This window comes from Streptomyces sp. P1-3 (assembly GCF_050613155.1).
Classification (GTDB): Bacteria; Actinomycetota; Actinomycetes; order Streptomycetales; family Streptomycetaceae; genus Streptomyces.
This window is the reverse complement of sequence record NZ_CP192512.1, coordinates 7,422,498-7,442,610: the sequence shown is the minus strand read 5'-3', so window position 1 is coordinate 7,442,610 and position 20,113 is coordinate 7,422,498. Positions and strand designations below refer to the sequence as shown.

General features: G+C 73.6%; 17 protein-coding genes. 4 read left to right on the top strand and 13 right to left on the bottom strand.

The genetic code is table 11. The features are described from left to right. Positions 1-148: 148 nt before the first annotated feature. Positions 149-1,279 (top strand): cobalt-precorrin-5B (C(1))-methyltransferase, encoded by a 1,131-nt coding sequence (locus ACQUSR_RS31755; protein WP_431046540.1) that lies wholly within the window; start codon positions 149-151, stop codon positions 1,277-1,279. 117 nt (positions 1,280-1,396) lie between these two features. On the opposite strand, the gene cobM is transcribed toward ACQUSR_RS31755, so the two are convergent. The 11 genes from cobM to ACQUSR_RS31700 form a co-directional block, all read right to left on the bottom strand. Further along, positions 1,397-2,167: a precorrin-4 C(11)-methyltransferase gene (gene cobM / locus ACQUSR_RS31750; protein ID WP_431046538.1), complete on the bottom strand. Its 771-nt coding sequence runs from the start codon at positions 2,165-2,167 to the stop codon at positions 1,397-1,399. A 76-nt stretch (positions 2,168-2,243) separates the two neighbouring features. After that, the gene (gene cbiE / locus ACQUSR_RS31745; RefSeq protein ID WP_431046536.1) at positions 2,244-3,467 is read right to left on the bottom strand and encodes a precorrin-6y C5,15-methyltransferase (decarboxylating) subunit CbiE; all 1,224 of its coding nucleotides are present in this window, start codon (positions 3,465-3,467) and stop codon (positions 2,244-2,246) included. Between the two features lie 54 nt (positions 3,468-3,521). Next, the gene (locus tag ACQUSR_RS31740) at positions 3,522-4,283 is read right to left on the bottom strand and encodes a (2Fe-2S)-binding protein (RefSeq protein ID WP_431046534.1); all 762 of its coding nucleotides are present in this window, start codon (positions 4,281-4,283) and stop codon (positions 3,522-3,524) included. 154 nt (positions 4,284-4,437) lie between these two features. Further along, positions 4,438-5,454, bottom strand: a complete 1,017-nt coding sequence (meaB, locus tag ACQUSR_RS31735) for a methylmalonyl Co-A mutase-associated GTPase MeaB (RefSeq protein ID WP_431046532.1) — start codon at positions 5,452-5,454, stop codon at positions 4,438-4,440. Continuing rightward, positions 5,451-7,667, bottom strand: a complete 2,217-nt coding sequence (scpA, locus tag ACQUSR_RS31730; RefSeq protein ID WP_431046530.1) for a methylmalonyl-CoA mutase — start codon at positions 7,665-7,667, stop codon at positions 5,451-5,453. Before scpA ends, meaB begins: the two co-directional genes overlap by 4 nt. Continuing rightward, the gene (gene mutA / locus ACQUSR_RS31725) at positions 7,664-9,547 is read right to left on the bottom strand and encodes a methylmalonyl-CoA mutase small subunit (protein ID WP_431046528.1); all 1,884 of its coding nucleotides are present in this window, start codon (positions 9,545-9,547) and stop codon (positions 7,664-7,666) included. Before mutA ends, scpA begins: the two co-directional genes overlap by 4 nt. A 210-nt stretch (positions 9,548-9,757) precedes the next feature. Next, on the bottom strand, positions 9,758-10,972 hold the full coding sequence (locus tag ACQUSR_RS31720) for a cytochrome P450 family protein (protein ID WP_431046525.1): 1,215 nt from the start codon (positions 10,970-10,972) through the stop codon (positions 9,758-9,760). A gap of 255 nt (positions 10,973-11,227) precedes the next feature. After that, the gene (locus ACQUSR_RS31715) at positions 11,228-12,412 is read right to left on the bottom strand and encodes an MAB_1171c family putative transporter (protein WP_431046523.1); all 1,185 of its coding nucleotides are present in this window, start codon (positions 12,410-12,412) and stop codon (positions 11,228-11,230) included. Beyond that, positions 12,405-13,046: a hypothetical protein gene (locus tag ACQUSR_RS31710; protein WP_431047966.1), complete on the bottom strand. Its 642-nt coding sequence runs from the start codon at positions 13,044-13,046 to the stop codon at positions 12,405-12,407. The genes ACQUSR_RS31715 and ACQUSR_RS31710 overlap by 8 nt, the downstream gene beginning before the upstream one ends. Before the next feature lie 55 nt (positions 13,047-13,101). Further along, positions 13,102-13,608: a helix-turn-helix domain-containing protein gene (locus ACQUSR_RS31705; protein WP_431046521.1), complete on the bottom strand. Its 507-nt coding sequence runs from the start codon at positions 13,606-13,608 to the stop codon at positions 13,102-13,104. A gap of 469 nt (positions 13,609-14,077) precedes the next feature. After that, positions 14,078-14,248 carry a hypothetical protein gene (locus ACQUSR_RS31700; protein ID WP_431046519.1) on the bottom strand — a complete coding sequence of 57 codons (171 nt, stop codon included), beginning with the start codon at positions 14,246-14,248 and terminating at the stop codon, positions 14,078-14,080. 257 nt (positions 14,249-14,505) lie between these two features. On the opposite strand from ACQUSR_RS31700, the gene ACQUSR_RS31695 reads away from it, so the two are divergent. The 3 genes from ACQUSR_RS31695 to ACQUSR_RS31685 all read left to right on the top strand — a co-directional run bounded on the left by ACQUSR_RS31695 (position 14,506) and on the right by ACQUSR_RS31685 (position 18,162). Next, on the top strand, positions 14,506-15,486 hold the full coding sequence (locus ACQUSR_RS31695; RefSeq protein ID WP_431046517.1) for a DUF3048 domain-containing protein: 981 nt from the start codon (positions 14,506-14,508) through the stop codon (positions 15,484-15,486). Positions 15,487-15,555: 69 nt separating this feature from the next. Continuing rightward, the gene (locus ACQUSR_RS31690) at positions 15,556-16,842 is read left to right on the top strand and encodes a GTP-binding protein (RefSeq protein ID WP_431046515.1); all 1,287 of its coding nucleotides are present in this window, start codon (positions 15,556-15,558) and stop codon (positions 16,840-16,842) included. Between the two features lie 255 nt (positions 16,843-17,097). Then, positions 17,098-18,162: a DMT family transporter gene (locus ACQUSR_RS31685; RefSeq protein WP_431046513.1), complete on the top strand. Its 1,065-nt coding sequence runs from the start codon at positions 17,098-17,100 to the stop codon at positions 18,160-18,162. A gap of 96 nt (positions 18,163-18,258) precedes the next feature. On the opposite strand, the gene ACQUSR_RS31680 is transcribed toward ACQUSR_RS31685, so the two are convergent. Both ACQUSR_RS31680 and ACQUSR_RS31675 read right to left on the bottom strand, forming a co-directional pair. Further along, positions 18,259-18,531, bottom strand: coding sequence for a DUF1876 domain-containing protein (locus tag ACQUSR_RS31680; protein WP_431046511.1), 273 nt, complete (start codon positions 18,529-18,531; stop codon positions 18,259-18,261). Positions 18,532-18,569: 38 nt separating this feature from the next. Continuing rightward, entirely contained in the window at positions 18,570-20,093 is a 1,524-nt protein-coding gene (locus ACQUSR_RS31675; RefSeq protein ID WP_431046509.1) for an alpha/beta family hydrolase, read from the bottom strand. Positions 20,094-20,113: the final 20 nt, after the last annotated feature.

The following is a 20,113-nucleotide window of genomic DNA, read 5'->3' as shown; positions in this document are numbered from 1 at the left end:
GGGTGCTCCGCCCGGCTCCCCTCCGGCAGCGGCGGCAGGGGCGGCCGATGCGAGGGCAGCGCGTGGGCAGGCGACGGGTACGCGGGCACCGGCGCGGCGCGCGGCCGCGGCCGCCGAGGCGTGGACCGCCGGGCTCGTGGGGGGTGCCGTGGCTGAGGCGCAGGCGTCCGGGCGTGCCGCGCAGTTGGCGCGGACCGGGCTGCGGCACGGCTGGACGACCGGCGCGTGCGCGACGGCCGCCACGACGGCCGCGTACACCGCCCTGCTGAGCGGGGACTTCCCCGACCCGGTGACCATCACCCTGCCCAAGGGCCAGCGGCCCGCGTTCGCGCTGGCCGGTGAGCGGCTGGGGCCCGGTCGGGAGGCGATGGCCGCCGTGGTGAAGGACGCGGGCGACGACCCGGACGTGACGCACGGCGCGGTGATCCGGGCCACCGTGCGGATCCTGCCGCCCGGCGCGGGCGTGGTCTTCCGGGCCGGGCCGGGGGTAGGCACGGTCACCCGGCCGGGGCTGCCACTGGCCGTCGGCGAACCCGCGATCAACCCCGTGCCCCGGCAGATGATGCGCGAGCACGTCGAGGCGGTCGCGGCCGAACTCGGCGGCACCGGTGACGCGGAGATCGAGATCTCCGTGGACCATGGGGAGGAGATCGCCCGCAGTACGTGGAATCCGCGGCTGGGCATCCTGGGCGGCCTGTCCATCCTCGGCACGACGGGCATCGTCGTGCCGTATTCGTGCTCCGCGTGGATCGACAGCATCCGGCGGGGCGTGGACGTGGCCCGCGCGGCCGGGCGGACGCATGTCGCCGGGTGCACCGGCTCGACGTCGGAGAAGGTCGCGGTGGCGGTGCACGGCCTGCCGGAGGACGCGCTGCTCGACATGGGGGACTTCGCCGGTGCGGTACTGAAATACCTGCGCCGTCACCCGGTGGGCCGCCTGACGATCGCCGGAGGCTTCGCCAAGCTGTCCAAGCTCGCCGCCGGCCATCTGGATCTGCACTCCTCGCGCTCGCAGGTGGACAAGGGCTTCCTCGCGGACCTCGCCCGCCGGGGCGGGGCCGACGCGGAACTGGCGGCCGCGGTGGCCGGGGCCAACACCGGCCTGGAGACGGTCCAGTTGTGCGCCGCGCACGGCGTGCCGCTCGGTGACCTGGTCGCGGCGGCCGCCCGCGACCAGGCCCTCGGCGTGCTGCGCGGGGCGCCGGTGGCGGTTGACGTGATCTGCATCGACCGGGCGGGCACGGTCGTGGGCCGCGCCGAGTCGAGTGGACCGCGTTGACCTTGGCGCGTACGAGGGTGCCAGGTCGGCCCGGCACGGGCACTCCCCCGGTTTCCGCCGAGGAAGCGCCCGGCCGGGTTCAGGCGGCGACGGCCTGAACGGCGCGGCAGACGACGCCTACCTCGCCGCGCCCGAGGCGTCACCGCACGGGCGCTCCCGTTCCGTCGAGTACAGGTGGCTGTCGCGGAACTGCTCCGCGCCCAGGGTCCGGCCGACCAGGATGACCGCCGTGCGCGTCACGCCCGCCGCCTTCACCCGCTCCGCGATGTCGCCCAGGGTGCCGCGCAGGACCAGTTCGTCGGGGCGGCTGGCCATCGCGACGACGGCGGCCGGGCAGTCGGCGCCGTAGTGCGGCAGCAGTTCCGCCACCACGCGGTCGGCGTATCGCACCGCGAGGTGCAGCACCAGCAGGGCACCACTGCGGCCCAAGGTGGCCAGGTCCTCGCCCTCCGGCATCGGTGTGGCCTGCTGGGCGATACGGGTCAGGATGACGGTCTGGCCGACGGTCGGCACGGTGAGTTCCCGCTTGAGGGCGGCGGCCGCGGCGGCGAAGGCGGGCACGCCGGGCACAACCTCGTACGGCACGCCGGCGGCGTCCAGGCGCCGCATCTGCTCGGCGACCGCGCTGAAGACGGACGGGTCGCCGGAGTGCAGCCGTGCCACGTCATGGCCTGCCTCGTGGGCCTGTACGAACTCTCGGGTGATCTGGTCGAGGTCGAGTTGCGCGGTGTCGACCAGCCGGGCGTCCGGCGGGCATTCGGCGAGCAGTTCGCGCGGCACGAGGCTGCCCGCGTAAAGGCAGACCTGGCAGCGGGCGAGGGTGCGCGCCCCGCGCAGGGTGATCAGGTCGGCGGCGCCGGGGCCCGCGCCGATGAAGTACACCGTCATCGTTCTCTCCTCAGTCGGCACAGTCGGCTCAGGGGGCCGGCGGGGTCAAAGATCCTGGGGTTCATCAAGACGGAGTTCATCCGGGTTTGACCACGGACCACTGGGTGACCGGCATCGCCTGCCGCCACCCGGTGAAGCCGCCGACCGGGACGGCGTGCGCCACGGCGAGCCTGACCAGTTCGCCGCCGTGCCGCCGGTAGCGGTCGGCGAGCAGCGCCTCGGATTCGAGGGTCACGGTGTTGGCGACCAGCCGGCCGCCGCCGGGCAGCGCCGCCCAGCACGCGTCCAGCAGTCCCGGCGCGGTGAGCCCGCCGCCGATGAACACCGCGTCCGGCGTGGGCAGTCCGGCCAGTGCGGCGGGCGCGGCGCCGGTGACGACACGCAGGCGCGGCACGCCGAGCGCGGCGGCGTTGCGCTCGATGCGCGCGGCGCGCGCGGGGTCGCGCTCGACGGTCGCGGCGCGGCAGGTGCGGTGGGCGCGCAGCCACTCCACGGCGATGGACCCGGAGCCGCCGCCGACGTCCCACAGCTGCTCGCCCGGGGCGGGGGCGAGCGCGGCGAGGGTGACCGCCCGTACATGGCGCTTGGTCAGCTGGCCGTCGTGCTCGTACGCCTCGTCCGGCAGCCCGGGAACCGCGGCAAGGCGGGGCGTGCCGGGCGCGGCGGCGCACTCCAGGGCGATGAGGTTGAGCGGGTCGCCGGGCGGATGCGGCCAGTCCTCGGCCGTGCCGTCGACACGGCGCTCGCGGTCCCCGCCGAGCTGTTCGAGTACGCGCATCCGGCTGGGGCCGAATCCGCGGTCGCGCAGCAGCGCCGCGACCTCGCCGGGCGTGTCGGCGCCCGCCGAGAGGACCAGCAGCCGGCGGCCGGGGGCCAGGGCGGCGGTCAGTGAGGCGAGGGGCCGCCCGACGAGGCTGACGACCTCGGTCTCCTCCAGCGCCCAGCCGAGCCGCGCGCAGGCGTATGACGCGGACGACGGGTGCGGCAGGACGTGCAGGGCGTCCGCGCCCAGCACCTCCACCAGGGTCCGCCCGATGCCGAAGAACATGGGGTCCCCGCTGGCCAGGACGGCGACACGCCGTCCCGCGTGCGCGGCGAGCAGTCCGGCCACGGCGGGGCGCAGCGGCGACGGCCACGGCACGCGCTCGGCGGCGCAGTCGGCGGGCAGCAGGTCGAGTTGGCGCGGGCCGCCGATCACGGTCTCCGCGGCGCACAGCGCCTCCCGCCCGGCCGGGCCGAGCCCGCCCCAGCCGTCGGCCCCCAGCCCCACGACGGTCACTGCGGGGCGTGCGGTGCTCACGGGTACCTCATCGTGGGAGTTGGGAGTACGGGGATCGGTTCGGCGACGGAAACTCTACTGACCTGGTGGGGCGGGGCGGCGCCCGGGGCCCGGCGGCCGGGACCGCAGCGCGCAGTCACCGCAGAGCCCGCCGCCCGGCACCCGGTAGTACAGGCAGCAGCTCCGGCGCCGGAAGTCCCGCTCGGGGCCGAGGTGCCAGGTGCCGGTGTTCTCCAGTGGCGGAGCGGCGAGGAGCGCACGCGCCAGGACGACGGCCTGCCGCGCGGCCTCCGGGCGCCCCTGGGCATGGCACCAGCCGCACAGGACACGCAGCGAACCGGCGAGCGCGGCGGCGGCGTTGCCCCATAGCAGTGCCTCGGAGATCCGGCACGCCGTGCGCGTGGCGCGGTGCAGCGGCAGGAGGTTGACGTACACGGCGTGGCCCAGTTGCCCGGCGAGCCCGCCCGGCTCGCCCAGCACCCGCGCCGGACCGGGCAGCCACAGGTCGTGGGGCGCGGTACGGGCGGGGTTCCACCACAGGGTGTCGGGGCGCAGGTCGGGTACGTGGCCGCTGAGTGCGGCCGGGCCGAGTGCGATGGACCACAGGCGGGCGGCCAGCCCTTGGAAGACGAGGGACGCGGCGACCCGCCGCTCGCCGGTGCCCAGGCTCGCCGCGACGGCGTCGATGCGGTCGAGCAGCGGTTGCGCCGCCGTTCCATCGGTCGTCCGGTACGCCTCGCCGAGCGGTACGTACCCCTCGGCGCGGGGGCCGCCGGGACCGGGCGCGGCGTCGGTACGGACACCGAAGAACGGCCCTACTGCGGCTGCCTCGTGCACGTGGGTTCCTTTCCTTTCCCCTACCCGCCCCTTCCCTCAACTGGGGCTCCGCCCCAGACCCCACGGGGAAGGGGAGAACCCGCCGCAGGCGCCAACCACACCCCGTCAGCCGTCAGCCGTCAGCCGTCAGCCGTCAGCCGTCAGCCGTCAGCCGTCAGCCGTCAGCCGTGCCGAACGCCTCAAGCAGCCGGTCCGCCGCCAGCGTCGCCGTCAGCGTCCCCTCGCGTACCTGCTGTTCCAACACCGGTCCCAGCCGCCGCACCCCCGGATGTCCGTGCAGGCGCGCCAGCAGCTGGTCCCGCACCATCGACCAGGTCCACTCCACCTGCTGGTCGCGGCGCTTGGCCTGGAGCGCGCCCGAGGCGTCCAGGACCTTCCGGTGCTGCTCCAGGCGGTCCCACACCACGTCGAGACCGGTGCTCTCGCGCGCGCTGCACGTGAGGACGGGCGGGTTCCACGGCGCGTCGGCGGGCTGCAGCAGCCTGAGCGCGCCCGCCAGTTCGCGCGCCGCCGACTTGGCGTCGCGTTCGTGCGGGCCGTCGGCCTTGTTGATGGCGACGACGTCCGCCAGCTCCAGCACGCCCTTCTTGATGCCCTGCAGCTGGTCGCCCGTGCGGGCCAGGGACAGCAGCAGGAAGGAGTCGACCATGCCCGCCACGGCGGTCTCGGACTGGCCCACGCCGACGGTCTCCACCAGGATGACGTCGTAGCCCGCGGCCTCCATGACCACCATGGACTCGCGGGTGGCGCGCGCCACCCCGCCGAGCGTGCCCGCGCTCGGCGAGGGCCGGACGAACGCCGCCGGATCGACCGCCAGCCGCTCCATCCGGGTCTTGTCCCCCAGGATGGACCCGCCGGTCCGGGTCGAGGACGGGTCGACGGCGAGCACCGCGACCCGGTGGCCGAGCCCGGTGAGCATGGTGCCCAGGGCGTCGATGAAGGTGGACTTGCCGACGCCGGGCACCCCGCTGATGCCGACCCGGCGCGCCCGGCCGGCGTGCGGCAGCAGTTCGATCAGCAGCCGCTGGGCCAGCTCGCGGTGGTCGGGCCGGGTGGACTCGACGAGGGTGATCGCGCGCGCGATGAACGCGCGCGACCCGTCGAGCACCCCCTTGGCGTAGGTGTCGATGTCGATGCTCCGCCGCCGTCCGGTCGGCCGCACCGTGCTCAACGCGTCTCCTCGTTCTCCCCCAGCTCGTGGCCGAGGTCCTCGGCGAGCGACCTGACCAGGTCGTACGCGGCGTCCGGGACCACCGTGCCGGGCAGGAAGACGGCGGCGGCACCGGCCTCGTGCAGCGCCTCGACGTCCTGCGGCGGGATGACGCCGCCGACGACGATGGTGATGTCCTCCCGGCCCGCCTCGGCCAGTTGCTCGCGCAGCGCGGGCACCAGGGTCAGATGGCCCGCCGCGAGCGAGGAGACGCCGACGATGTGGACGTCGGCCTCGACGGCCTGCCGCGCCACCTCCTCCGGCGTCTGGAACAGCGGGCCGACGTCGACGTCGAAGCCCAGGTCGGCGAAGGCGGTGGCGATCACCTTCTGACCGCGGTCGTGCCCGTCCTGGCCCATCTTGGCGACCAGGATGCGCGGGCGGCGGCCCTCCGCCTCCTCGAACGCGTCGACGAGCCGACGGGTCTTCTCCACGGAGGAGGACGGTCCTGCCTCTTCTCGGTACACACCGGAGATCGTACGGATCTGGCCGGAGTGGCGTCCGTACACCTTCTCGAGTGCGTCGGAGATCTCACCGACGGTGGCCTTGGCGCGGGCCGCGTCCACGGCGAGCGCGAGGAGGTTGCCCTCCAAGCCGCTGCCCGGCCCCGACTCGGCCGCCCCCGTCAGCGCGCGCAGCGCGTCCTGGCAGACGGCCTCGTCGCGCTCGGCGCGGAGCCTGCGCAGCTTGTCGATCTGCTGGGCGCGCACCGCCGAGTTGTCGACCTTGAGCACCTCGATCTGCTCGTCGCTGTCGACGCGGTACTTGTTGACGCCGATGACCGGCTGGCGGCCGGAGTCGATCCGCGCCTGGGTGCGCGCCGCGGCCTCCTCCACCCGCAGCTTGGGGATGCCCGCGTCGATGGCCTTGGCCATGCCGCCCGCGGCCTCGACCTCCTCGATATGCTGCCAGGCCCGCCGCGCGAGGTCGTGGGTGAGCTTCTCGACGTACGCGCTGCCGCCCCAGGGGTCGATGGCGCGGCAGGTACCCGACTCCTGCTGGAGCAGGATCTGGGTGTTCCGGGCGATACGAGCGGAGAAGTCGGTGGGCAGCGCGAGGGCCTCGTCGAGGGCGTTGGTGTGCAGCGACTGGGTGTGGCCCTGGGTGGCGGCCATCGCCTCGACGCACGTACGCGTCACGTTGTTGAACACGTCCTGCGCGGTCAGCGACCAGCCGGAGGTCTGCGAATGGGTGCGCAGACTCAGCGACTTGGGGTTCTTCGGGTCGAACTGCTTGACCAGCTTGGCCCACAGCAGCCGGGCCGCGCGCAACTTGGCGATCTCCATGAAGAAGTTCATGCCGATCGCCCAGAAGAAGGAGAGCCGGGGCGCGAAGGCGTCCACGTCCATTCCGGCGGCGATGCCCGCGCGCAGGTACTCCACACCGTCGGCGAGGGTGTAGGCCAGTTCCAGGTCGGCCGTGGCACCCGCTTCCTGGATGTGGTAGCCGGAGATGGAGATGGAGTTGTAGCGCGGCATCTTCTGCGAGGTGTACGTGAAGATGTCCGAGATGATCCGCATCGACGGCTGCGGCGGATAGATGTAGGTGTTGCGGACCATGAACTCTTTGAGGATGTCGTTCTGAATGGTCCCCGCCAGCTTCTCCGGCGGTACGCCCTGCTCCTCCGCGGCGACGATGTAGAGCGCCAGGACCGGCAGCACGGCCCCGTTCATCGTCATCGACACGCTCATCCGGTCCAGCGGGATGCCGTCGAAGAGCTGCCGCATGTCGTAGATCGAGTCGATCGCCACGCCCGCCATGCCGACGTCGCCGGTGACCCGGGGGTGGTCGCTGTCGTAGCCGCGGTGCGTGGGCAGGTCGAAGGCGACGGACAGGCCCTTCTGCCCGGCCGCGAGGTTGCGGCGGTAGAAGGCGTTGGACTCCTCCGCGGTGGAGAAGCCCGCGTACTGCCGGATGGTCCAGGGCTGGTTGACGTACATCGTCGGGTACGGGCCGCGCAGATAGGGCGCTATGCCCGGGTATGTGCCCAGGAAGTCGAGGCCCGCCAGGTCCTCGGAGGTGTACAGCGGCTTGACGCCGATGCCCTCCGGGGTGTCCCACACCAGGGCGTCGACGTCCTTGCCGGTGGACTCGCGGAGCGCGGCGCGCCATGCGTCGCCGCTCGCCGGGGCGGCCGGGCCGTCGAGTTCGACGGACGAGAAGTCGGGGATCATCGCGTCTCTCCCATGGTGTCGAGAGCCGAGGAGAGGACCTCGACCGCGTCGCAGCCCGCGAAGACGAAGGTGTCGACTCCGGCCTGTTCGTACGTCTCGCGCAGTTCGCCCGGGCGGCCGGCGAGGTAGACGCGGAGCGCGCCCGCGGCCTTGAGTCGCTGGGCGACGGCGACGGCCTGCTCGGCGTACAGCGCGTCGCTGGAGCACAGGCAGGCGATCCGGGCGCCGCTGGCGGCGAACGCCTCGGCCACCGATTCGGCGTCGACGGAGGCCGGTTGGTGTACGGCCTCGATGCCGCCCGCCTGGAAGAGGTTGGCGGCGAAAGAGGCGCGGGCGGTGTGCGCGGCGGCCGGGCCGAGCGCGGCCAGGAAGACGCGCGGGCGGGTGCCGTCGGCGGCCAGGGCGGCGTCGCTGCGGGCGCGCAGCGCCTCGTACGCCTCGTCGCGGCGCACCCGCGGGAGGCCGCCACCGAGCGGGGCGGGGGCCGGCTCGCGGGTCACCGGCTGCTCGGCCAGGTTCGGGAACTCGCTGACGCCGGTGATGGGTTCCTTGCGGCGCGCCAGGTCGCGCGAGCGGCGCTCCCAGGTCGCGGCGATCCGGTCGCGGACGAGGCCGGAGGCCAGGGCCTCGGCGAGCCCCCCGGCGCGCTCGATCTCCTGGAACCAGGCCCAGGCTGCGCGCGCCACGTCGTCGGTGAGCCGCTCGACGTACCAGGAGCCGCCGGCCGGGTCGATCACCCGGGCCAGGTGCGACTCCTCCAGCAGGATGGTGGAGGTGTTCCGGGCGATCCGGCGGGCGAAGTCGTCGGGCAGGCCCAGGGCGTGGTCGAAGGGCAGCACGGTGACGGAGTCGGCGCCGCCGACTCCGGCGGCCAGGCTCGCGACGGTGGTCCGCAGCATGTTCACCCACGGGTCGCGGCGGCTCATCATGACCGGTGAGGTCACGGCGTGCTGGCGCTGCGCGCCCGCCGCGTCCGCCCCGCACACCTGGGCCACGCGGGCCCACAGGCGCCGGGCGGCGCGCAACTTGGCGATGGTCAGGAACTGGTCGGCGGTGGCCGCGTAGCGGAACTCCAGCTGCGCGCAGGCGGCTTCGGCCGGCAGTCCGGCGGCGGTCAGCTCGCGCAGGTACGCCACGGCGGCCGCCAGCGAGCAGCCGAGCTCCTCGGCGGTGGAGCCGCCCGCCTCGTGGTACGGCAGCGCGTCCACGGTGAAGGTCCGCACGCCCGGGTGGTCGCGGTGGACCAGCTGGGCGAGGCCGGTGGCGGCGGACAGGTGGGCGGCCAGGTCGGTGTCCTGGCCGGTACGGGCCACCAGGCCGAGCGGGTCGGCGCCGAGGTTGCCGAGCGCGGCCCGCGCGGGCACCTGGCGGTCGGCGTACAGGCGCAGCAGGGCGCGGGCGGCGGATTCGAAGTCGGCGCCCGCGTCGAGGACCACGGGGGCCAGGTCGAGGTAGACGCCGTCGAGGGCCTGTGGCAGGGCGTGGACGGGGATGCCCGAGGCGCCGACCGCCAGCCATACCGACGCCGCGCCGTTCTCCAGGTCCGCGAGGACGGCCTCGTTGGTGCGGCGCGGATCGGGGTGGGCGTGCCGGGGACGCACGTCCCAGCCGGAGGCCGCCGAGCCTTCCGCCCGCGCGCCGCGGAGGAACGGGGCGAATCCCGGATATCCGGCATCACCGGGTGCGTCCTGCGCGGTGTACAGGGGACGTACCGAGACGCCGTCCTGGAGCGCGGTGGCAAGCGCCTGTTCGGCGTCGGCGCCCAAGGCATCGTGTGTGCCTGATTTGCGCAGTACGCCTTCGACCAAGTGACACCACTGTTCCCGGGTAGCGTCCGGGAACTCGGCGGCTAGGGGAAGCCCGTCGGGCAGGACCGTCATGGACGGAAGGCTAGTGTGCGCTGGTCAGCCCATCAGAGTGGCCGCACCTGTGAGCTTGCTCTCTTGGGTGGCGGGGCTGCTCATCAAGAGCCCGCCCGGGAGCTCACAAAGGCCTGCCCGGTGCGACGGGGGATGCACACCGGGCAGGCACAGCACCTTTCTACCGCATGGAAGAGGTCCCCTGCATCAAAAACGTGTTCGCTTTTGCCTTCACCAGGAAACCGGGAGCGAAATCAAGCCACGTGCGCGGATAGTGGGACGGTGCCGCAGTTCCTCGCGCGGAACGCCGAGCCTCAGCCGCGGGAAGCGCTCCAGCAAGGCGCTGAGGGCGATTTCCGTCTCCAGCCGGGCCAGGGGCGCGCCCAGGCAGTAATGGATCCCATGACCGAGGGCAAGGTGCCCGGAATGGCCGCGGTGGAGATTCGGCCGATCCGGCTCATTGAAGTGCGCGGGGTCGCGATTGGCGGCGGCGAGCGACACCAGCACCGTCTCCCCGGCGGGCACCGTCACACCGCCGATCTCCGTGTCCGCCAGCGGGAAGCGGCGGATCGCCAGAGGAGCCGGGCCGTCGTAGCGGGCGAACTCGTCGACGGCGGGGGCGATCAGCTCGGGCCGAGCACGCAGCTCGCCCAGCAGCTCGGGGTGGTCGAACAGAGCGAGGACGGAGTTGGCGATGAGGTGGACGACGTTCTCGTACCCGGCGAAGAGGATGAGGAAGGCCAGCGAGGTCAGCTCGTCCTCGCTGAGCCCGTCGCTGCCGTCCTCGTCATCGCGGACGGCGATCAGATCGGAGAGCAGGTCGTCGCCCGGCTCGGCGCGCTTGCTCGCGATCAGGCCGGTGTAGAAGCGGAGCATGCGGCCGACGGCTTCCTTCGCCAGTTCCGGCCGCTGGGGGTCCGGAGTGACCATCGCGTCGGTCCAGGCCCGGAAGTCCGGCCGGTCGTCCTGCGGGACGCCCAGGAGATCGCAGATCACCGTGACGGGCAGCGGCCCGGAGTAGTCGGCGATCACGTCCATGCCGCCATCGGCCTCGACGGCGTCCAGCAGCGCGTCCGCGATCCGCCGGATCGGCTCACGCATCTTCTCGACGCGGCCCGGAGTGAACGCCTTGACCACCATCCGGCGCACCCGGGTGTGGTCCGGCGGGTCCATGTTCAGGAGGTTGGCGTCCAGGGCGGGCGGCAGGCGGAACCCCTGGTAGTTGCCGGGGAGGGCATGCCTCTTGTCCAGGGCGAGCCGGGGGTCGGCCAGCGCCTGCCGGACGTCGTCGTACCGCGTGACGAGCCAGGCGGTCTGACCGTCGGGGTAGCGGATCCGGTGCACCGGACCGGCTTCCCGCAGCCGGGCGAGGGCGGTGTACGGGTCCGGGATCAAGGTGGTCGTGTCGATCGGTTCCGGGGTGCCGGGCGTGGCGGTGCTCTGCATGAACACCGACTCTAGACGCGGCATTTGGGTGCCGCGCAGGCGCCCTGACCGACCGCGCCGCATACCCGGCTCCGGCCCGGCCCCGATACGTGTACCGCTCTGGCCCGGCCCCTACGTGTGCGGCTCCGCACCGGGCGCCCGGGCCCGGTCCGCACCGGAATGGCGTAGGGGCGGCGCCGGGTCTCCCCGGCGCCGCCCTGTGCCACAGGCGGCCCCGACCCCCGTCCAGGGCCACCTCGACTGCGGTCCCGCGCCTCACTCGCCGCGGGCGACGGTCCGTTCTCTCAGCTCGTCGAGCACGGCGTCGACCAGCGGCAGGTGGTAGGCGTCGGCGACCCTGGCCAGGTGCTCGTGTTCCTCGGCCAGGCCGGCGCCGGTGGCCACCACCACGCTGTCGGCGCCGGACGCCGGGACGTGTCCCGCCGCCTGGTTCTGCAAACCACGGCGCAGCGCCGCTGCTTCCACCACGGCAGCAACCTGCCAATCGCCCAACCGCGCCGCACGGGCCTTGACACGGGCGATGTCGAGGGTTTCGGCCTCCACATAGCGCCGCACGCCGCGCTGTACGTCACGGATCTCCGCCATCTGCCGGTTCGCCCGCCACTCCAGATCGGAGAAGGGCCACCAGGTGGACCAGCGCGAACGGCCCATGGACACCTCGGGGGCCGCGTCGGTGACCGCGCGCCACAGCGGCTCCAGCCGCCGGAGCCGGCGCCAGGCCGAGACCCGGGGGCCGATCGCGGGGATGGCGAAGCCGGACAGCACCAGCAGAGCGGCGACGGAAGCCGTCAGCGGGGCCACGCCGTTGGAGAGCCAGGGCAGGTCCCGGCCCGCCCACGAGAAGACGAATCCGATGAGCTTGCAGGCGCAGTAGACCAGGCCCAGCCAGCAGCCGACGGCCAGCACCCGCAGGCCCCGGGCGAGCCAGGAGCCCTCCAGACTCGCGGCGTAGCGCGGACACAGCAGTCCCAGCCCGGCGAGCGCGGCGCCGAAGATGGCCAGATACAGCACGAGAAAGGTGACGACGCCGGGGGCGTGGGCGTAGGCGGTGCTGAAGTCCCGCGGGTGCTCGACGGAGTCCGGGCGGCCGACGGCGAAGCCGGTGACGGCGACGGCCCAGAGCGCCGCGACGGCCGCCACCACCGTGCGGGGCCGTATCGCCGACCCGGTCCAGCGCAGCAGCAGCACCAGGGCGCCGGTGGCGAAGACCACGACGGAGGAGTACAGGAAGACCATCGCCAGGTTCGCCACGCCCACCAGCCGGTCGAACCAGCGGTACACGCTGGGGGCGGACAGCACGAAGACGTTCGCCACGCCGCCGGTCATGAGACATGCCAGACCGAGGTCGGTGTTGGCGCGGTCGCGGAACCAGGCGCGGGCCTTGTAGGCCACGATCGTCCAGGCCGCGGCGCCGAAGCACAGGTAGACGAGGTCAAACACGGGCGCCTCCGCCGGGCCCGCTGTCCGCGCCGTTCCCGCCGTCCCCCGCGCCGCCGTCGTCTCCCGCGCTGCCGTCGTCTCCGGTGGGCCGGTCGCCGCTGCGGACGTGGCGCAGCGCGGGGCCGAGCGCGGCGGCGAGTTCGGCCGCCCGGCCCTCCAACGGCAGGTTGCGGTCGGGAGCGGTGGGCACCACGTGTTCCATCAGCAGGGTGCCGAGGACCTCGGTCTCACGCTCGGTGAGGTCGTCGTAGCAGTGGTGGCGGGCGAATCCCGGGGCCAGCCCCATGCGCCGCATGGCGGTGGCGACGTCGACGGTGGGGGCCCACATCCGCAGGGCGTCCTCGGTGACGGCCGGATCGTGGTCATGGCCGAGGAGCAGATGCCCGATCTCGTGCAACACGATGTGGATCTGGTGCCAGGGGGAGGTCTTCAGTTCGTAGAAGATCCACAGGTCCTCGTCGGTGCTGGCCGTCATGCCGGAGACCACGCCGCCCAGGCTCATCGGCACCAGCCGGACAGGGCGGCCGACGCGGCGCGCGACGATGTCGCACAGGCCCTGAAGGTCTGTCGACGCGGGCAGGCCGAGCTCCTGGATGAGCTGCTTGCACTGCCGGCGGATCCGCCGCACTCGCATGCTTGCACCGTCCTCGCATCCGGTCCGCCGCCAGGTGAGGAACAGCTGGTCGGTCTCATCGACGAGGCTGTTCACGCGGTGCCTCACCGTCCGACTCACCCGGTCCGGCCGGATCCGGTGGCAGGTTCATCTGCTGGCGGAACTGGGCGATGATCGTGGTGAGGCTGTCCTGGACCTCCGGCGGGAGGCCCACAGCGCGCAGCGCGATTCCGCGCACCCGCTGGTCGCGCATGGCGACGAGGAACCGTACCTCCTCCTCCACGCGTTCCGTCTGGGACTCCGAAAGGTCTCCGAGAAGATAGCCGACCGGCACAGCGAAGAACTTGGCCAGCGCGCGCAGGACGTCGGGGCTGGGGTTGGTGCGCTTCCCATTGCGCAGCATCGACAGGTACTGCTCGCTGAGGCGGACGCCGCCGTACGCGTCGCCGCCGCTGATCTCCTCCGCCACGTACCCGTTGGTGTAGGGAGCGCCGGGCGGGTGCATGTTCGCGAACAGGTAGTTGAGCCGGCCCGCCAGCGGGCTGCCCTCGCTGTTCGGTGCCGTGTCGCTGCCGGGCGCCATCCCGACCTCCCTTCACTCTCACCGGTGGTTAAGCCGAGGGTTCCGTCGAGACGCATCCTGCCATGGCGGGAAGGACTGCACCAGCCCATGCCAGAGGCGGTATACCCAGGCAACTTAACCACCAGTTGGTCGCGGCTCACGGGGCCGGCCGCTGGCAGCAGCGATCAGCCGGGGCGGAACCACGCGTCCAGGTCGAGCCGCTTCCGTAGCAGATCACCTTGCGGCCGTCGGCGTGCAGCCGGTCCACGGTTCGGGCGGTCCCGCGGGCCGCCGTCGAAGCACCCTGTGAGCAGCATCAGCAGGCCGGTCGGCACGGCGACCGGCCGCTTCACTCCCGCACCCGTCAGTGGGTTCCCTCTCCAGCCCGAACCGGGGTCCGGGGCGGAGCCCCAGATTGACCCGAACCCACCGCTGACACCACTGACGCAAGGTACCGCCGATGCGCGGACCTTCCGTCGGCCCCGGACCTTCAGTCGACTCCCGGAAGGATGTGCGGTTCTGCGAGATCCTCCTCGTAGCCGGCGAGCCGGATCGGCGCGGACCTCGCCCACACCTCCAGGCTGCGCAGCTCGCCGTTCCTGGCGGGACGCTCCTCGCGGTCGGCCGACGCCTCGTTCCGCTTGGTCTTCTCGGGTGTCACCGCACACTCCATTCGTGTCGGGACCGGATGTGCCGACGCACGCGCTACCGGGCGCCGGACGCCCGGTGGGGTTCGATGTCACAGCACTTCGGACGCGGTAGCGATCCGTTGCCTCAGATTAACGACGCGCCCGGGTCATCGCGCGCCGATTTCGGCCACGACCCGCCGGGCAAGATGCCTCTGCCGACACGCCGCTGAGCCAGCGGGTGCGCGGCGGCCGGGTACGTGGTGAGCTGGAGCCGAAAGAGGTGAGAGCCGTGCGGGTCAATCGGGTCGGTGGGGCCGGAAGACGAGCGCTCGCCGTGCTCGCGGCCGCGGTACTGCTCGCGCTGCCGGCCTGCGACAGCGAAGGCGACGGCGGCGGTGGGGGGAAGAAGAAGACCGACGGCAGGTCGACGTTCACCGGGGAGCCTGCCGAGCCGCGCCCGGTGCTCGCCGTGAAGATCGACAACGTCGCGCCCGCCCGCCCGCAGACCGGGGTCGACCGGGCCGACGTCGTGTACGTGGAGCGGGTGGAGGCGGGGCTCAGCCGCATTCTGGCGATTTTCTCCTCCGACCTGCCGCCCCTGGTCGGGCCGGTGCGCAGCGCCCGCGAGTCCGATCTGGACCTGCTGCGGCAGTTCGGCCGGCCGGCCCTGGCGTACTCGGGGGCGCAGTCCAGGCTCGAGCCGGTCATCGACGACGCCCCGCTGTATCCGATCACGCCCGGCCGCGCGCCCGACGCCTTCGTCCGCAGCGGGGACCGGGCCGCGCCGCACAACCTCTTCGTACGCCCGGCAGCCGCGCTGCGCGCCGCCCCCGACGCGAGCGACGCCAAGGACATAGGGTTCCACTTCGGCGCGGCCCCGGCGAGCGGCGGCCGGCCGGTCCAGCAGGAGACGGTGCGCTATCCCGCCGCGCGGTTCGGGTTCTCCTGGTCCGGCGAGCAGAAGCGGTGGCTGGTGTCGATGGACGGGACACCCGCCGCGACCACGGACGGCAAGCGGCTCGCGGCGGCGACGGTCGTCATCCAGCACGTGGACATCCGGGACTCCCGCTTCCGCGACCGGTGGGGCAGCGTGTCGCCGTTCACCGACACGACGGGGTCGGGCACGGCCGAGGTGCTGCGCGACGGCAAGTCGTACCAGGCACGCTGGGTGCGGCCGGACGCCGAGGACGGTACGGAGTTCACGACCCCGAGCGGCGATGAACTCAACTTCGCCCGCGGCCAGGTGTGGGTGGTCTACACGCCCCGGTGAGAACCCCGGCGAGGACCCCGCGAGAACCCCAGTTGTGAAAATGATTTCCAATTGCATAGCATCCCGGGTGTGGCCGACGAGAGCGGCCGTACCCGGGGCCTGCTGAGCGTCGTGTACGGCAACACCCCCGAGATGCGTGGTCGCGCGCTGGAAATCCTGCTGCGCGCCGCGCCGCGGGCGATCGTGCTCTCCGTCTCGCTGCGGGCCGCCGACGGCGGCGGACGCGGCGAGAGTGGCGGGCATGGCGAGGACCACGAGAGCGGCGGGCGCGGCGGGAACGGCGGGCATGGCCAGGGCCACGAGAGCGGCGGGCGCCCCACCGTACAGCGCTTCATCTCGGGCGGCGGTGCGCACGAGCGGTGGGCGCGCGGCGCCACCGGCATCCCTTCCGTGATCCTCCGTCAGGACCTGCTGGAGCTCTCCCGCGCAGAGCGCGCCCCACACGTGGTCCTGTCCCTGCCCGAGCACATCGACGTCACGCCCTTCCTGGCGGATGTGTGGCGGCCGCCGCTGGGCTCCACCCCGCTCGCCTCCCGCTACGAGCTCGCCCCGGTCGTCGCGGCCCTCGATGTCGACCGGTTCCTCGCCGACCTGCGGTGCGTGCACCAGGCCGTGCCGGTGTGGGGCGACGCGGATCGGCCAGCCCCGTTGACCTTGGCCGAGGCCGCCGCCCGGCAGGCGGAGGGCGCCGGGGTGCTGATCACCGGGGGCGCTCCGCCGGAGACGGCGGGGCGGCACGCGGGCGTCCAGGCGCTGCTCGGCCACCTGAACCCCTCGGCCACGGTGCTCGGCGACGGCGTGGACGCCGCCGAGCTGACGGCCGCGGTGACACCCGGCGGCCGGGCCCTGCCGGCCGATCCCGCCGACCGGCTGGACCCGTTGGCCGGGTCGAGTGTGTGCCGCCGCGGGGTGCACCACGGGGTGTCCTCGGTGCTGTGGCGGGCCCGGCGCCCGCTGCACCCCGAGCGGCTGGCGGAGGCGCTGCACCGGGTGCTGCCCGGCGTGGTGCGCGGCCGCGGGCATCTGTGGCTCGCCGGCCGCCCGGACACGATCGTCGTCTGGCGGTCGGCCGGCGGGCATGTCGAGTTGGCGGAGGCAGGGCGCTGGCTGGCGCGCGACGACGCCGAGGCATGGCGCCGCGCGTCGCCGGAACGCCGCACGCTGGCCGCCTGGTTCTGGGACGACCATTACGGGGAGCGGCGCAACGAGATCGTGTTCACCGGTGGCGGCCTGGACCAGGACCGCATTCGCACCGGGCTGGACGCGGCGCTGCTGGACGACGGCGAACTCGCCCTGGGGGCCGCGGAATGGGCCCGGTTCCCCGACCCGCTGTTCGGCACCCGGCCCGGCCGCTGACGCGCATCCCGTCCGCGCCGAACGGGTAGGAAACCGTATCGGGGTGGAGGTCGATCGAGGTGGAGAACCTCCGGGTGGAGATCGTCCGAGAGTGCCTCGACGTGGTCGGGCGTACGGCCCAGGTAGGGAGTTGGGCCGTGGGTCGTACTCCGTCGGTAGTACATGAAAATGCGTGCTCAGGGACGACGACCCGGCGCGGGTTCCAGGCCAGGGTAGGAACATGGACGATGACCGACCAGCGCGGCTGGTCCCGACGTGACCGCGCTCGCGCTGTCCGTGCTGCTCGCTCTGGTCTCGGCGGTCTGTTACGCCGCCGGGGCCATCCTTCAGGAGCACGTGGCGGCCACCACGCCGGGACAGTCGTACGCCCCGCTGCGGCGCGGGAGTTGGTGGGCCGCCGTTTCGCTGAACGGCGCGGGTGCGGTGCTGCATGTGCTCGCGCTCGCGTACGGGCCGCTCAGCGTGGTGCAGCCGCTGGGCGCGCTGACCATCGTCTTCGCGCTGCCGATGGCCGCGTTGTTCGTCCGCCGCGAGGTCGGCGCCTCGGGCTGGCGGGGCGCGGTCCTGGCGACGGCGGGGCTGGCAGGGCTGCTGTCGCTGACCGGGTCCTCGCCCGCGGAGTCGCTGTCCCGCGGGGAGCGGGCCGGGCTGACGGCCGTCACCGTCGGTTCCATCGCCGTGCTCGCGCTGGCCGCGCGCTGGATACGACGGCCCGTCGTCCGCAGCGTCGTCCTGGCCACGGCCGCGGGCACCGCGTTCGGTGTCTCGTCGGTGTTCACGAAGAACGTGACCGTGGGGTGGACCTGGACCGCGTGGGCCGACGGGCTGCCCAGCCTGGTCATGATCGTGCTCCTCGCGGCGGCGGGGGTGTTCCTGTCCCAGGCGGCCTACCGCGGCGCCGGGCTGACCGCTCCCCTGGCCACCGCCACCGTCGTCAACCCCGTGGTGGCCACGGCGGTCGGCATAGCCGCGCTCGGGGAGCACTTCCGGCACGGGACGGCGGGCACGCTGCTGGCACTGCTCGCCGGGGCCGTGGCGAGCGCCGGCCTGGTACTGCTGGCCCGGCACGGCGCGGATACGGCCGCCCATGACGCGGACACCCCGGAGGAGCCGCCCACGGGGCCGGGAGCGCCCGGCGTCGTCGGCACGGGCGTGGACACGGCCGCGGAGCACGTCCTGGACCGGCGCGACAGCGCCCGCACCGGCAGGGAGCCGGGCACGGGCGTGCCGGTACCGTCCACCCGCCGGGTGCGCGTGCCCCGGCAGGCCGGGCGCGCGGACCGCGACTGCTCCGAAGGCGTGCTCCAGGCCCACGGATAGCCCGCCTGCGGCGGGTCCTCTCCCGACCCCGCCGCTTCCGGCGTGACGGGGCCGCACGGGCGGGGACTCAGCCCATGACCGGGTCGGACAGGGGGCTCAGCGGATCAGGTCCGCGTGCACGTGCGTGACCTCCTCGATGTCCACCCCCGCCTTGTCGAGCAGTTGCTTGGAGAGGTCGTTCAGCGCCCTGGCTGCCGCGATCTCCTCGCCGACCCGCTGCTGCGCCGGGTCGTCGGGGTGCCGGTGGGCCACACCGTGCGCCTTGAGTTCGGTTCCGTCGTGGAGTCGCACCCGCACCGCCGCCTCCGTCTTGGTGGCGTCGATCTCGTGGAACTCCATCTCGATGTTGCATCCCACGATCGTCTCCATGGGGGACCACCTCCTGTGTCACCCTTCTGCGTCGTCTTTCAAGAATGCGCGCGGAACCACTCAAGCGCGAGGTCTGAGACCGCCCGCAGCGCGCCCGGCTCCTCGAAGAGATGACCCGCCCCGGGGACGACGGACAGCCGGTTCTCGCAGCGGAGCCGGGCCTGGGCCTGGCGGTTGAGGTCCAGTACCGTCGTGTCGCGGCCGCCGACGATCAGCAAGGTGGGCGCGGCGACGTGCGGAAGCCGGTCGTCCCCCGCCAGGTCGGGGCGGCCACCCCGGGAGACGACGGCGGCGATGTCCGCTCCGGGTTCGGCCGCGGCGCGCAGCGCGGCGGCGGCTCCGGTGCTGGCACCGAAGTAGCAGACGGGCACGGAGGCCCGGCGCGCCCACCGGGTCACCTCGGTGAGCCGCCCCGCCAGCAACCCGATGTCGAAGACGTTCGCCCGGTCGATCTCCTCCTCGGGGGTCAGCAGGTCGAACAGCAGGGTGGCCAGGCCGGCCCGGTTCAGCTCCTGGGCGACCGCCCGGTTGCGCGGGCTGTGGCGGCTGCTGCCGCTGCCGTGGGCGAAGAGCACGACGGCGGGCGCCCCCTCGGGGACGGTGAGATCGCCCGGCAACCGCACCGCGCCGTCGGCCACCGGGATCAGGACGGTGGCGGGGCCGGCCGCGGAACTCGGAGCTGCGCTCCCTTCGGGCCTCGGCTCGGGGCCGGGGTTCGCGCCGCCGGGATCCGGGTCCGGACCTGGGCCTGGGTTTGGGTTTGGGTTCGGGCCTGGGCCGCCGGGATCCGAGATCGGGCCGCCGGGGTCCGGGTCCGGGCCGCCGGGATCCGGGGCTGAGCTTGGGCCTGGGTTTGGGTTCGGGCCTGCCGTGTCTTCCGGGTCCTCGGCGCCTTCCCGGTCCGCGTCCCGGACCGGACCCGGCTGCTCCGCCGCGGCCCTGGCCAGCAGGTCCATGACCTCCTCGTCCGGAGTCTGGGAGAAGTCCCGGTACCACTCCCCCACGGCGGCGAACCCCGCAGGGGCGGACAGATACACCACCTCGTCCGCCTCGGCGCTGAGCGGGCCCAGTGCGCTCGGCGATGTCACCGGTACCGCCATGACGACGCGCGCCGCGCCCTGGGCGCGGGCCACGCGGCAGGCGGCCTCGGCCGTCGCGCCGGTCGCGATGCCGTCGTCGACCACGACCACCGTGCGGCCCGCCAGGCTCAGCCGGGGCCTGTCGCCTCGGAACCGCCGCGCCTGCCGGTCGAGTTCGGCCTCCTCGCGCCGTTCGACCTCCGCGAGTTCGTCCTTGCTGGCACGGCTCATGCGGACGATGTCGTCGTGGATGACGCGCGCCCCGCCCTCGCCGATGGCGCCGAAGCCCAGTTCCCGGTGGAAGGGGACGCCGAGTTTCCGGACGATGATGACGTCGAGAGGCGCGCCGAGCACGTGGGCGACCTCGTAGGCCACGGGCACCCCGCCCCGGGGCAGCCCGACGACGATCGGCCTCTCGTCGCGCAGCCGTTCCAGGCGCGCGGCGAGGCGCCGCCCGGCGTCCGTGCGGTCGTTGAACAGCATGATCCGCTCCCAGCCCGGGG